The sequence below is a fragment of the Bradyrhizobium sp. 21 genome, from assembly GCF_023073335.1.
In the GTDB taxonomy this organism is placed as follows: domain Bacteria; phylum Pseudomonadota; class Alphaproteobacteria; order Rhizobiales; family Xanthobacteraceae; genus Bradyrhizobium.
In genome coordinates this window covers 155,484-168,627 of record NZ_JADPJG010000005.1, presented here as the reverse complement: position 1 = coordinate 168,627, position 13,144 = coordinate 155,484, and the positions used below count along the sequence as shown (strand labels likewise).

Annotated in this window: 14 protein-coding genes; 10 read left to right on the top strand and 4 right to left on the bottom strand. The window is 61.3% G+C overall.

Going from position 1 to position 13,144, the window contains the following annotated elements:
- Positions 1 to 9 precede the first annotated feature (9 nt).
- The 6 genes from IVB31_RS09650 to IVB31_RS09625 all read left to right on the top strand — a co-directional run bounded on the left by IVB31_RS09650 (position 10) and on the right by IVB31_RS09625 (position 6,972).
- Positions 10 to 1,527: an O-antigen ligase family protein gene (locus tag IVB31_RS09650; protein WP_247321200.1), complete on the top strand. Its 1,518-nt coding sequence runs from the start codon at positions 10 to 12 to the stop codon at positions 1,525 to 1,527.
- Positions 1,511 to 2,224, top strand: a complete 714-nt coding sequence (locus tag IVB31_RS09645; RefSeq protein WP_247321198.1) for a hypothetical protein — start codon at positions 1,511 to 1,513, stop codon at positions 2,222 to 2,224. The genes IVB31_RS09650 and IVB31_RS09645 overlap by 17 nt, the downstream gene beginning before the upstream one ends.
- Before the next feature lie 159 nt (positions 2,225 to 2,383).
- The gene (locus IVB31_RS09640) at positions 2,384 to 3,028 is read left to right on the top strand and encodes a transglutaminase-like cysteine peptidase (RefSeq protein WP_256464303.1); all 645 of its coding nucleotides are present in this window, start codon (positions 2,384 to 2,386) and stop codon (positions 3,026 to 3,028) included.
- 354 nt (positions 3,029 to 3,382) lie between these two features.
- On the top strand, positions 3,383 to 3,946 hold the full coding sequence (locus IVB31_RS09635) for a hypothetical protein (RefSeq protein ID WP_247321194.1): 564 nt from the start codon (positions 3,383 to 3,385) through the stop codon (positions 3,944 to 3,946).
- A 19-nt stretch (positions 3,947 to 3,965) separates the two neighbouring features.
- Positions 3,966 to 6,191 (top strand): Wzz/FepE/Etk N-terminal domain-containing protein, encoded by a 2,226-nt coding sequence (locus IVB31_RS09630; RefSeq protein WP_247321193.1) that lies wholly within the window; start codon positions 3,966 to 3,968, stop codon positions 6,189 to 6,191.
- A 193-nt stretch (positions 6,192 to 6,384) separates the two neighbouring features.
- Positions 6,385 to 6,972 (top strand): hypothetical protein, encoded by a 588-nt coding sequence (locus tag IVB31_RS09625; RefSeq protein WP_247321192.1) that lies wholly within the window; start codon positions 6,385 to 6,387, stop codon positions 6,970 to 6,972.
- A gap of 82 nt (positions 6,973 to 7,054) precedes the next feature.
- On the opposite strand, the gene IVB31_RS09620 is transcribed toward IVB31_RS09625, so the two are convergent.
- The gene (locus IVB31_RS09620; RefSeq protein WP_346730860.1) at positions 7,055 to 8,479 is read right to left on the bottom strand and encodes an undecaprenyl-phosphate glucose phosphotransferase; all 1,425 of its coding nucleotides are present in this window, start codon (positions 8,477 to 8,479) and stop codon (positions 7,055 to 7,057) included.
- Between the two features lie 344 nt (positions 8,480 to 8,823).
- On the opposite strand from IVB31_RS09620, the gene IVB31_RS09615 reads away from it, so the two are divergent.
- Both IVB31_RS09615 and IVB31_RS09610 read left to right on the top strand, forming a co-directional pair.
- A complete protein-coding gene (locus IVB31_RS09615) occupies positions 8,824 to 9,102 on the top strand; it encodes a hypothetical protein (protein WP_247321188.1) in 279 nt (92 codons plus the stop codon).
- A gap of 169 nt (positions 9,103 to 9,271) precedes the next feature.
- Entirely contained in the window at positions 9,272 to 10,006 is a 735-nt protein-coding gene (locus tag IVB31_RS09610) for a metallophosphoesterase family protein (protein ID WP_247321185.1), read from the top strand.
- 41 nt (positions 10,007 to 10,047) lie between these two features.
- On the opposite strand, the gene IVB31_RS09605 is transcribed toward IVB31_RS09610, so the two are convergent.
- The 3 genes from IVB31_RS09605 to IVB31_RS09595 all read right to left on the bottom strand — a co-directional run bounded on the left by IVB31_RS09605 (position 10,048) and on the right by IVB31_RS09595 (position 11,185).
- Positions 10,048 to 10,470, bottom strand: a complete 423-nt coding sequence (locus tag IVB31_RS09605) for a hypothetical protein (protein WP_247321175.1) — start codon at positions 10,468 to 10,470, stop codon at positions 10,048 to 10,050.
- A 51-nt stretch (positions 10,471 to 10,521) separates the two neighbouring features.
- Positions 10,522 to 10,806: a hypothetical protein gene (locus IVB31_RS09600; RefSeq protein ID WP_247321174.1), complete on the bottom strand. Its 285-nt coding sequence runs from the start codon at positions 10,804 to 10,806 to the stop codon at positions 10,522 to 10,524.
- 223 nt (positions 10,807 to 11,029) lie between these two features.
- Positions 11,030 to 11,185, bottom strand: coding sequence for a hypothetical protein (locus tag IVB31_RS09595; RefSeq protein ID WP_247321171.1), 156 nt, complete (start codon positions 11,183 to 11,185; stop codon positions 11,030 to 11,032).
- Positions 11,186 to 11,953: 768 nt separating this feature from the next.
- Between IVB31_RS09595 and IVB31_RS09590 the strand changes: the two genes are divergently transcribed.
- Together IVB31_RS09590 and IVB31_RS09585 are read left to right on the top strand one after the other, a co-directional pair.
- On the top strand, positions 11,954 to 12,127 hold the full coding sequence (locus IVB31_RS09590) for a hypothetical protein (RefSeq protein ID WP_247321169.1): 174 nt from the start codon (positions 11,954 to 11,956) through the stop codon (positions 12,125 to 12,127).
- A gap of 609 nt (positions 12,128 to 12,736) precedes the next feature.
- Positions 12,737 to 13,102 carry a VanZ family protein gene (locus IVB31_RS09585; protein ID WP_247321167.1) on the top strand — a complete coding sequence of 122 codons (366 nt, stop codon included), beginning with the start codon at positions 12,737 to 12,739 and terminating at the stop codon, positions 13,100 to 13,102.
- The last annotated feature ends 42 nt before the right edge of the window (positions 13,103 to 13,144 follow it).

The following is a 13,144-nucleotide window of genomic DNA, read 5'->3' as shown; positions in this document are numbered from 1 at the left end:
GATCGACACATGGCGTCACTTTCTTGCTTGCCAAGATTGCAGCAGGTGAATGATCACTTCCGGAAGGGCCGGATTGATGCTTTATCGGCGCTGTTTCGGGAACTCGTCTTTCATTTCGTGCGAACGACCATTCATGCCCGCGGGGAGTGCCAGCTGAACATCGTGTCCAGGATGGTTGCGCTTGCCGTTATCGTGCTCGCGCCCCTGCCGCTCGGATCCACCGAACAGATCTGGATCTGCATCTGGTGCGCGCTGATGGCGGCGAGCCTCGTGACGGCCGATCTCGACGGCATCGGCCGCGAGGATGTGCGACTCTTGGCGCCCCTGCTCGTCACGCTCGCCATGGTTGCAGCGATCATCATCGTTCAGGAATGGCGCGAGCCGCCATTCGCACTTGGCAGTCCGGTCTGGCAGCTTCTCTCGACGACGGTTCTCGGCGTCCCTGCTCCCAGCCGCATTTCGACAACGGTCAACGGACCATGGCTGGCGGTCGGCTATCCGTTGTTGCTCGCGATGGTGTTCATTCGCGCATTCGCAATCTCAACCGACGCGAGCAGCGCACGCCGGCTCCTCCTGGTTCTCGCCTGGGCCGGGTGTGCCTATGCCGTGTACGGCATTCTTGCCGAAGTCGGCGATCCCAACGGTCTCTTGTCGAGACGCAAGGAAGCCTATCTCGGCTACGCCACCGGCACCTTCGTCAATCGAAACACCGCCGCTGTCTTTTGGGGCAGCGGCGCGGTCTTGTTTCTGCTCCCGCTACTTCGCTTCGCGCATCGCCGCGACCATCCCGATGCGCCGGCGTCCTCGGGATTCTCGGACCGCGTCGCATTTTATTCATCTTCCCCGGTCGCGCTCGGTATCGGTCTTGCGATCTGCGTGACGGCCACCGCGATGACGGGCTCTCGCGCGGGATTGCTGCTGTCAATTTGTGCACTTCTGCTCGGCTGCGGGCTTTATCTCGCACCCCTGCCGATCGGCAAGCTGCGGAGATGGGGCTTCGCTGCGGGCATTCCCTTGGTGGCGCTGCTTCTCCTCGACCTCGTTGGCGGCGCCGTTGCCGGACGAATCGGCACTTACGGCCTCATTGATGAGCAGCGGGCCTATGCCTATCAGAGCGCCATTGCCATCATCCGCGACCATCCGATGCTCGGCATCGGCTTGGGCAATTTCGAAGCAACTTTCCCTGCATACCGAACCGCCGAACTCGGCAGTCTCGGAATATGGGACCGCGCCCACTCGACCCCGCTGGAGCTGGCGGCGGAGCTCGGCGTGCCCGCCGCCAGCTTCATCGTAGTGTGCGGCCTTTGGTATATTTACCTTTTGTTAAGAAGCAGCTTGCGGCGAAAGCGTGACCGCTACATACCAATCATCGGCGCCAGCGTGGCGGTGCTCGGACTGGTTCACAGTTGCATCGACTTTTCGGTGCAAATACCCGGCTTCGGGGTCTTTTTCGCCGCCATCGTCGGTTGCGGGCTTGCCCAGTCGCTTCCGTCCGAATTGCGGAAAGAACGTGGCAAGTTTAAATGAAATGAACTATAAAAACAAAAAGAGTTCGGCGGTGATCATGCAGTCTGGAAAAGTCCTCTCATTTCTCCTCGGCGTTGTCGCCTTGTACGGCACCATCGCCCCGTCGTTCGCCGCCACCGGCAACAGCACGGCGTGCGGAGCCAATGCCAACTTGATTTCGGCGGAGCGCGCGAACACGTTTCTCGCAAATCCCGCGGCATTGCTCGACCAGTTCAAGCAAGGTCAGGGCGGCCTGGCCTCCGAAGTTCGCGACCTTTTGACCTCGCGGCCTGAGACCGTCGAAGGCATCGTTTCGCTCGCAAGAGCCAGCAACGAGGAACAGAGCCGCGCCATCGGTGCCGGTCTCGGAACTGCGGCTTCCGTTTGTGTTCTCTCGCAGCAGGGCGTGGCGCAGCTCATTCAGGAAGCGGTCTTGAAGACCGAGAACGCGGCCCTGATCGCGTCATTCACCAGCATCACCGGCGACATCCCGACAGAGGTCACCAGCGGTGCCGATCCAACCGGCGAGACGACGGCCGGCGGCGGAAACAACGCGGGAGGACAGGGTCGCGGCGGCGGCGGGACAACGCCTGATCCGGTCGTGCTCAATAGCAGTGGTGCCAGCGCTCAATCACAACCCCAAGCGCAACCGCAGACATTGTTCACGGCGGCAGCCACCACGACGACACCACTGACCTCGGTCAGCCCGTCCCGGTGACATCCTGCGCCTGCACCGCTCAGAAGAATTTAACCAAACGCTGGTTCCGGGAACCGGCCTCGCGGATCCGATACAATTGTAATTGTCTGCAAAACTCCAACCTAATGAGTTCGTTGTATCCCTTACGTCAAGAAGAATGGCGAAAAACGGGGATGACTTATGACTTGGATTTTCAAATCTCTCCTGGCAGCTGGGATCGCTTGTTCTGGCATCGCTGCCAAGGCTGATACTGTCACTGAGCCACCCGCCACGCGGGCGGCGGGTATCTTCATCAGCGAGTATGACAACGCGCTTGCGCCGCTGCAATTCGTGAAGTTTTGCATGAATTACGGCACGGAGTGCGAGCCGGATAAGGTTGCGGAGCAAGTGCTGCCCTCCGGCGAGCGGGCGCAGGCTATGCTGCGCGAGGTCAATCGCTCGGTGAACGATTCCATCACGCCGATGCAAAAGCCAACCAGCCCGCTCCTGGCGCATTGGGCGGTGTCTCCCGCCGCCGGCGATTGCAACGACTACGCCGTGACCAAGCGGCACCGCCTCATCGAAATGGGTTGGCCAAAATCAGCCCTGCGGCTTGCAGTTGTTCTCACCGCTGATGGACGAGGCCACCTTGTGCTGGTCGCGCGGCTGAGCGACGGCGACGTCGTGCTCGACAATCTCTCTTCGTCCGTCCGTCCCTGGAACGCAGCCGGTTATCAGTGGATTTCCATGCAATCCGGCAGCAATCCGCGCTTCTGGGTGGCCGTCGGCGAGCACGGCGAGCATTTGCGCGCCAGCCGCTTGGCTTCGCTGCGGACGCCGCTCTAAGAACATTATGACCTCTGCAAGAAGCTGATCGGTCCCGGTCCTCCGGGACCGATCGGCATTTTCGGCCTTTGGTCCTGACCTGGACAAAGCATCGGACAAACGTTCGCGCCCAAGGATGGTGCAAGCGTCCAAATCCTGTCCTCTCCGTGCGCTGCGACATGGCGCAGGTTTGGATGCTCTGCTAAGAGGGTGCCGCCCTCACAGCCTTCCCCCTAAGGGCTTGCAGCAAGACGAAAAATGACTGGCACGCCGCACTGTTTCAAGCTAATTTTGCACCGCACAAAAATTTGACATACTTTAACTGCATCAAGCGGTTCTTATAATCCTTCCAGCCTAGCTGTGAACCTAAGCGAAATGGAAGATCATTTGCCTCAATCAAAGCTGATCGAAGCCAGCCGCGGATGGATCGTTCGGATCGCCGCGTCGGTCGCGATGCTTTGCGGCCCCGCTGGCGTCGCGCACGCGCAATGTGTCGAGCGCTCGGAGCGAGCGCCGCAGATCGCGCTGGATGCCTTCGTGTCTGAGCCGAGCGCCCTCCTGAACCAGTTGCGCAACGAGAAAGAAAAGCTATCGGGTCGCCTTCAGGGCTACCTTGTCAGCGACATAACGGTGCTCAAATCGGTGCAGAGCCTGACGCGAGCCGCGACTCAGGCCGACCGCGCATCTATTGGGACAGCGCTCCACCGCGCCGAAATCCGCTGCCGCGCAAGCAAGCCTGAGAATGCACGGAAGATCAGCGATTTCGTCGCGAAGCTGCACGACAGCGCCGTGCTCGCCGGATATTCGTCCGAGCCCGACGACGTACCGCCTCCGCCGCCAACGACCGCCAACATGTCCAAGCCCGGGGGTGGCCTGATGTCCGGCGAGTACAAGACCGATCTTGCCGACCCCTTCGCAAGCATGCCGCTTCCCGAATAGCCCAGCGAGCGCCCGACAGATGTTTCAACCTCGCGACCAATTCCAGCCCCGCGCCAAATACGCCATCGAGCTCGGCGGCACCACGCTCAGCGTCGATCGCGTGTTCGACATTCTGCGCCGCCAATGGCCCCTGATCGCGTCGATCGTGGGAACCGCAATAGGACTCGTCGTCATTTATCTGCTGGCTGCGACGCCGATGTACACGGCGAACGCCCGCATCCTCATGGACACACGCCAGACTCAGGTGCTGGACAAGGACAGCGGCATGTCGAATGCCCTGATCGACACCGGGTTCGTCGACAGCCAGGTCGAGATCCTCCAATCCGACGACCTGCTCCTTTCGATCGTTCGCCGCCTGAAGCTTACCGAGGACGCCGAGTACAACGGGTCAAATCCGGGACTGGTCGGATTGGTCCTCGGCAAGCTCATGTCGCCGTTAGGGTCCGACGGCCCTCCGTCCAAGGAGCGAATCGAGCGCGCCGCGGTCGATATCGTTCAGAAGAATCTCAAGGTGGAACGGGTTCTGACCACCTACGTGCTCTCGATTTCGTTCCGCTCGGCCAATCCCGACAAGGCCGCTCTCGTCGCCAATGCGGTCTCCGACGCCTATATCGTCGGGGCGCTGGAAGCGAAGTACCAGTCGACCAAACGCGCCGGCGAATGGCTCCAGCAGCGCAGCGCCGAGCTGCGCGAACAGGCAACAGCCAGCGATCGGGCCGTGCAGACCTTCAAGGCCCAGAACAACATCGTCGGCACCAGTCGCGGCTTGATGAGCGAGCAGCAGCTGACCGACGTCAACACGCAGCTCGTGCAGGCCCGCGCTGCGACCGCGGAAGCCAAGGCGCGGCTGGACCGCATCGAATCGGTGCTCGACAAGGATCTGGCCCAGCCCACCGTGACCGACGCCCTCAATAACACGGTGATCACGCGTCTGCGCGCGCAATATCTCGACCTCGCGGCCCAGTATGCAGACTGGTCGACCCGCTACGGCAAGACTCACCAGGCGTCGGTCAACCTGGCGAATCGCATGGAGGAGCTGCGCAAGGCAATGTCGGACGAGGTGCGGCGCATCGCCGACGCGTACCGCAGCGAATACGAGATCGCCAAAAGCCGCGAAACATCGCTGGACGAAAATCTCAAGAGCCTCGTCTCCCAGGCCGGCAGCACCAGCCAGGCGCAGGTCAAGCTGCGCGACCTCGAGAGCGCCGCCGATACCTATCGCAATCTCTACAACAACTTCCTCGAGAAGCTCCAGAACGCCACGCAGAATCAGAGCTTCCCGATCAGCGAGGCGCGCATCATCGGCACCGCCGTCAAGCCCGACAAGAAGAGCTCGCCCAAGACGATGCTGGCATTGGTCGGCGGCTTGTTCGGCGGACTGTGCTTCGGATTCGCGGCTGCCTTCGGCAGAGAGTTGCTCAGCGACGTGCTGAGGTCGCCGAGCGACGTCGAAGACCTGCTCGGCGTGAAGTGCCTTGGCGTCCTTCCGGACATTCGCGCCACAGGCCAGCTTGTGAAGGCCGCGGACGGCTTGACGGCGGACGCAGCGATCTCAAGCTATGTCGTCGACCACCCGTTCTCGCGATTTGCCGAGACGCTGCGGAATATCAAGGTCTCGATCGACGTCGCGCGGCTACAGCGCGAGGTCAAGGTGATTGGCATCCTGTCGTCCTTGCCGAAGGAAGGAAAGACGACGGTTGCGGCCAATTTCGGTCACCTGACCGCGCTGACCGGACATCGCACGCTGCTCATCGACGGCGATCTCCATACAAGGTCGCTCACGCGAGAGCTCGCCCCTCACGCCAAGAGCGGCCTGATCGAAGCCCTGAAGGATCCTCGTTCGTTCGGTTACCATATCCAGCGCAGCAAGGAGAGCGGCCTGGACTTCCTGCCCTCCTTCGTCGCCTCACGAATGGTGAACTCCGCGGACGTCATCGCATCCAAGTCGATGGCGGACCTGCTTGCGGTGGTGCGCGAGGAGTACGAATACATCATCATCGACCTGGCACCGGTGATGCCGGTGTCGGACGCCAAAGCCGTCAGTCACCTCGTCGACGCGATGGTCTATGTGATCGAGTGGGGCCGAACCAGCCGCAACGCGCTGCAGGAGTCGATGGCTAGCTCCGAGGCTATCCAGAAGAAGCTGCTGGGCGCCGTTCTCAACCGGGCCAACCCGAAGATGCTGAAGCGGATCGAGGCCTATAAGGGCTCGCATTACGGCAGCTACTATGTCGAAGGAGCCTAGCGCGCCGGTTACGCGCCAGCGGTCGGAGCGCGGCTATCGCCGGCTTCTGCTCGGCACGAACGTCGCTCTTGCGGCCTGCGCAATGGCATGGGTCGCCTACGTTGCGCCCAATCTGACTTCTCCCGCAATTCCACAGATCGCCGGCCGGGTTTCGCGCGGTGAGCAATACGATCTGGATCGTCTCAGGCAAATCGTGGCGGAGAACCTGCCGGCTGCACGGCGGCAATGCGGCGCCAAGGCGATGCGGGAGCTGCTGTTGCTGCAACTTGCCATCGCCGATCAGTCGATGCGCAGCGACGGCCTGAAGCAGGCCGACGCCGATACCGAAGCCGTTGCTTCCTCAAGCCGTGTGTTGCTGCTCTGCGCGCCCTCCGAAGGGCTTGGCTGGCTCGGCAGCTACTGGTCGGCAATACGTCAGGAAGGCTTTGGGCCGCGAACGGCGGCGCTTCTCGGCCTCTCCTACAGGTTCGCACCTCACGAAGCCTGGCTCCAGCTCATTCGTGCTCCGCAGGCGCTTCGCGTCTACGGCGCGCTGTCACCGGAGCTGAAGACCAACGCCATCCAGGACTTCACCGACATCTTTGGAGCGCGCCTGTTCCCGAGCGCGGCCGCCGTCTATCAGGCAGCGGCGACGGGTGCCCGTGCCGATCTTCTCGACCGTACATGCAACGCGCCGGAAATCGACCGGGAGCTATTTCGGCGTTACGTCACGGACAAGGGCTTGCAGCTCCGGCACCGCTGCTACCCGTCGGACGACCGACCTGCATATTTAAGGGACTAGCGGACCCTGCGGCCTTGCACAGGGGAAATCCGGCGCCGCTCCCGTCAATGAACAGCACGCGCCGGAGGGCAATTGACGAGGACTAGTAGGCTTCCTGATGGATCAGCGCCAGCGCAGTCTTCAGGATGATCCTGACGTCGAGCCAGATGCTCCAGTTACTGACGTACCAGACGTCGTACTCGACTCGCTTTTCCATCAGATCGATGGTCGGCGTCTCGCCGCGGAAGCCGTTGACCTGGGCCCAACCGGTCAGGCCGGGCTTCATGTGATGCCGGTACACGTAATTGCTGATGAGCTGATCATAGTAATTGTCGTGCGCGAGCGCATGCGGGCGGGGCCCGACCAGAGACATCTCGCCGCGAAGGACGTTCCAGAGTTGCGGCAGCTCGTCGATGCTGGTTCGCCGCAACACGCGACCGACCCGCGTCACCCGCGCATCGCTCTTCGTCGCCTGGGTGACGACATGACCGTTCTCCGCCACCGTCATCGAACGGAATTTCCAGATCTGGAATTGCTTGCCGTTAAACCCGCGACGGGACTGCCTGAAGATCACGCTGCCCTTCGAATCGAGCTTGATCATGATCGCGGCCGTCACCAGCAGCGGCGCCAGCAACAGCAGGGCGAACGAGGCGAGGCCGATATCGAGACAGCGCTTTTGCGCCTGTTCGAAGACGCTGAGCGGCGCGCGCTGGATCTCGATCGCGACCGTGCCGCTGACCGGCTGGAACGGACGCGAGACCAGGTCCGCGATCGGAAAATCCGGCAGAAGGCGGATCGGCTGGGGAACCACGCGCAGATGCTGGCTCAGTTTCTGGAGAAGAGGCATTTCGTCCCAGTCGACGACCAGGAGATATTCTTCCACATCCGCCGTCCGCGCCTGACGGGTGATGTCGCGAATCTCGCGATCCCAGCCGGCGCCCTCTTCGGAAGGCTCAAGCACGAAATGCCGCACGACGTTGAAGCCATGCTTGCGCAGATCCTTGAAGCGGCTCGATGTGAAATCGAGGGGCTTGAGGCTGAGCAGCACCACTTTCCGGTCGACCAGGCGCCCCTTGGCATAACCCGACGTGAGCGCCAGTCGCCACAGCACGCGGAGCCCGCCCAAGGCGACGCCACCGGTCGCGGCAAACAACAGGGTGGTTCCGCGCGATAGATCCGCGGACGATTTGAGCAGGAAAGCCTCGACCGCGAGAATGGTCAGCGAGATCAGCCAGACCGCCAGCGCCTTGCGCAGCTGCCAGATCGTGCTCAAGAGGCGATGATGATCGTAGACGCCCTGGAAATACGCGATGGTCACGAACACCGCGCCGACGACGAGACCTGCACCGACGGACGAATCCTGTTCGATCACGAGGACGCGATACAGACCGCTGGCCACGAAATAGCTGAGCAGCACCGCGGCGAAGTCACCGGCGATCAAGGCTACCTGCAGGGGTCTCTGGAGGGCACCGCGTCGGTTCGATATAGCCGAATAATAGTTTTCCGAACCGTAAGTTGCTACAGCCATTAGAACCTCGCTGCCTCGTCGTGCATCGCAATGCAGGATTGCGAGCAAATCGATCGAAATCGTCGATGTGAGACAAAGTATATCTTAACTAAACAAAGCGACATTGCGGCAGTGCAACGAAAAAATCAAATCGATTTTTATGCAATGCAGCACCGCTGCAGTGGAATGCTCAAAGTCCTGTCACACACGTGACAATTATGCGGGCATCTCGCCGCGTTTGTTATCAAATCGCGGCATTTTCGCGCAGGATTCCGCGCGCATTTGAACGGCTGTTCAACCATTCCGCTTAAGCCGGTATTAGGTCGCAGCCATTAACACTCGTGACCAATTCAGGGAGTTGCGTCGTGAGTACGATTGTCGTTTTCAGCCTGTTGATCGGATCATTGCTGGGAGGCCGATTCCGGATCTTCATCCTGCCGCCCGCCATCGTTCTCGGTGGTGCCATCCTCGGTGCGGTCTTCACCTGGCAGGCACAAGATGCAGCTCACATCGTTGTAACGATCCTCGTCTTTGCGGCGGTGCTCCAGCTTGGCTATTTCTGTGGCGCGGCCCTGGCCCGCGCGCGAGCATCGGCCTATCGCGGCAAGCCCGCGGCATCGTTCGACAGCCGCAGCTTCGGCTAGTCTGGCGGGAGAGCGCCGGGATCGACGATTCGCGAGAGCCGCGGATGATCGGTCAGGCGCGTGAATGAGCCTTCACCAGCAAGGGTAGAGAAAAAAGCGGCCCGTGGCGGCCGATTTCGTCGATAGCGTATTGACATCTCGGGCGAAGCTCTTTGAAGAGTTGGACCCCATGCCCACGACCGCGCCACAAAATTCGCCCCGGCCGAAGCTACCGAACGGCGTACGCATCTATGCGATCAGCGACGTCCATGGCTGCGCACATCTGCTCGAACAGATGTTCGCCGTGATCGATGCGGACATGGCGAACAGCCGGCCGTATCGCGCGATCGAGGTGTTCCTCGGCGACTATATCGATCGCGGACCGGACTCCCGCCACACCCTTGACCTCCTGATCAGGCGCAGCCGCCACCGCAACACCGTCTTTCTCAAGGGCAATCACGAGGCCTATTTCACCTCGGTCCTGGATGATTCCTCGCGCGCCGCCGAATGGTTTCAGTTCGGCGGGCTCCAGACCATGATGTCGTACGGCGTATCGGCCGCGCCGGGCCTCAGCAAGGACGAGCTGTCCGATCTCGTGCGCGAGCTCACATCCATCATGCCGCCCGAGCACATCGCGTTCCTGCGCCAGTTGCGGCCGACGTTCACATGCGGCGACTTTTTCTTCGTCCACGCGGGGGTGCGCCCTGGAATTCCGCTCTCCGAACAACGCGAGGCCGACCTGCTGTGGATCAGGGACGAATTCCTCCAGAGCAAGCGGCGCTTCGGCAAATATATCGTGCATGGCCATACGCCGGTAAAGCAGGCCGAGCTGCTCGAGAACCGCGCCAACATCGATACCGGGGCCTATGCCACCGGAAATCTGACGCTGCTCTCCATCCAGGGCAACAGCATGCTCGCGATCTAGCCGCAACGGCTCGCCGTGGCGTTATGGGTCGCGCCGACCTTTTAATTGGTGGAGCTTGCCGCAGGCCGGTACTCCGGAAAGCGGCTCAGCACCGCCACCTTCAGGAACCTGAAATGTGCGATCGAGGCGCCGAGCTCCTTGAGCCGTCGCTGGCCGTTGAGGATCTCCTTGTCGAACAGATCCTGGTGGTGATTGTCGAGCGCCTCACGCTCGAGATATTCGTCATCGCCATTGCCGAAGGTCACGGCGGCACGCGCCAGCACGTCTTCTACCCGGCGGTTCAGGCCCGACTGTTCCCGCTCCGCCGCGTGCAGGGCGTCCTCGATCGCGACCATAATCGCTTCGATGCGCGTGTGATCGGTTTCGGCGTCACGCTCGGGCGAGCGCGCGCGAAACGTCTGCTCCCCCCCGAAACGGTCTTTCAGGAAGTTATGGGTGCGGGCCCGCAAGAAGAGTTGAAACATGCGTGCATTTTCCGGTTCGAGGCGCCAGACCAGAAAATGGGTCCGGGATGGTTAATAAAGGTTGAATCCTCCGCGGCTCTCCGCCCGGCTTTGCGCCATCCAGGCTTTCCAGGCGCCCTCGTGCTTCTCATAGAGCTCGACCCGGCGCTGCTCGCCGGCATCCGGCCACAAATCACGGCTGTGGGAGGCGACGTGCATGCCTTCATGGCCGGGCACCAGCCCGCTGTCGAGCCGTTCGAACTCGAACGTCTCCTCGGGCGTCAGGCCGATCAGAACGCGCCGGCCTCCCGCATCGACGAAATATCGCCGGGGCGCGTTGCTCGTCGGGCCAGTCATGGCGTCCCCTGCGATCTCATCATGATCCGCTCCCCGCTGCCGTACCCCGCGGCAAGGTGGCTGCACAATGGTTGTAAAACCTCGGTATGCACGCCAAGCCCTCGTCGTCGAATTAAGTCTCATCTTCGAGTTGTGTCGAGATCATGATGAGAGCCGCTGATTTTCTCGCCATGCCAGGGAATTTTTGGGCAGCACCGTGCACGCGAAGTGACCGCCGCGCGCTTCAACCGAAAAACCAGAGGAACAATCTCACCAGCAACAGCGTGATGAAATACACCCAGCCCGCCATCGCGATCAGCGCAACGCTGAAAAACGCGCCCTCCAATGCCCGTTCTCTGATCTTCGAGAGAGGAAGTGCCGCTCGCGCTTTTTGAAGCATCTCGGTCTTCTGATTTGTTGGTGATTGTTTACGCGACCATAGCCGAACGAATTCGACGATCTCGTGACGCGCCGTGTGAGAGAAGCGCAATGCTGCTCATCGAGATCACTACCACATGCATGCGTCGCGATTGGATCGATTCTCGATCGAAGCCATTGCGATCAACGCCATGCGATGATTCAGTTCACATTGATTCCGCGGCCCGCCGCCGCGACGACGATTCCCAGTCGCGCAAGTGATCACGGCGAGATGATGCCTCCCGTTGACCCGACGTCCTCCACGCGTGGGACCGGTCCGAACCCGCCGCGCCGTCCATTGTCAAGTCGGCGTGACCGGCACGGGCTTCGAGAACATTGACAGGCAGGTCCCCGCAGGGCGAACGGGTTCCGGGCTCGACACCCACACCGCCACGGTCTCGAGGCAGATCCTTCCGTCTTCGATGAGCCGATGATCCCGCCGGCCCCTGTTCGCGGTATCGGGTATCCTCATCATCACGACGTCACAGGACCAGCCGCCACTCGGCGACAGCTCCCCGATCAGCGCGCGTCGGGAAAACCTCCGTGATTATACGGACGGTTAGCCGGCGAATTCATCGCGGTAAGGTTGAGCAGTTAGCTTAACCGGCGTTGTTTGTTGCGAACGTCGCGGGATCGCATATCCATTTTTGCACCGGCTCTCCAGACCCGGTCCCACCAGGCAAAGCCGTCGAGCGCATGTGGGTCCGCTTGGCGGCTTTATCGTTGTGTCGACGAGAGGATGATTTCGGTTATGGCGCGCAGGCCCTGGTCGTTCAAGGAAGACCGCCGGCTGATGGAGTTGGCCAAGTCTTCGACTTCGCTGGAGGAAGCGGCGAAACTTCTCGGACGCTCGCCCGATGCGGTCAAACGCATGGCCCTGCGCCTCGGGCTGTCGCTGAAATCCAAGGCCTCCAAGAAGAGCTAGCCTCGCCGCGCCCGGCCTTGCGCGACGCCTCATGGACGGGTGCGTCCGCCTTGTCGGTCCAGGAACGGAAGACGCCGGTCGACGTTGCCCGAATGCCTTCAGCGCTCTCGATCTCTCCGCGCCCCAATGTTAAGCTATCCGGCGATGAAGATGAATGTCGTCCTTTTCCGGGGGGAAAGTCGTCACTCGATTGGCTTCGATACCACTGGTCGTTGTTGGAGGAATGCATCATGTTGTCCCGCGCACTTGCCGTAGCTTTGCTCCTGGCTCTGCCTTCAGTTGCATCGGCGCAAGTCCCCGGGCGGTTCGGATTTCCGAACGGCGCGCCATGGTGCGCCTTTGGTTTCGATTGCAGATTCCTGAATTACCGGGAATGCGCGGATTGGATTTATGATCCCGCGCGAAACTGCCTCAAGAATCCGTACTTCGCGGCCCACTACCCGACCAATGTCGACAAGGGCTGGTCCTACAATCGGCGTTGAACGTCGATCCCTGCGGATGCTTCGGGCCACCCGTAGATCTCGGTTCATGCCCTCGAAAGTTTTCGAACCTTAACGATGTTCTTGGCTTTCGAGAGCGGCGAACCGGCCGACGGGCTATGCTGGCGCCATGCGCCGCAACCATCTCATCGCAGCCGCGGCAATCTGCCTCGTGCTGATCGTCTATGCCACGCTCGCCAAGCTCGCGGGCAGGCCGGCGCTCGTGGGCCATGCGGAAGCCTATTGGGTCGTGGTGATCGAGCGCTTCAGCGCCTACGGCCTCTTGGGTTTCCTTTTGTCGTTCCTGCTGCCGGGACGGCTCAAACTCGCTTGCGCCTTCGTGGTCGCCGTCGCAATCGGACTCGAGGTATTGCAGGCGGTGACGCCGGATCGCGACCCCCGTTTGATCGACGTGTTGCAAAAGGCGGCGGGCGGCACAGTCGGCGTCCTTCTGGCTCAGACCATTCTGGCCTTCTTGCCGAGACCGCCGTCCTGAAGCGCGATGAGATGGGAATGAATCGTCATCGCGCTTGAATTC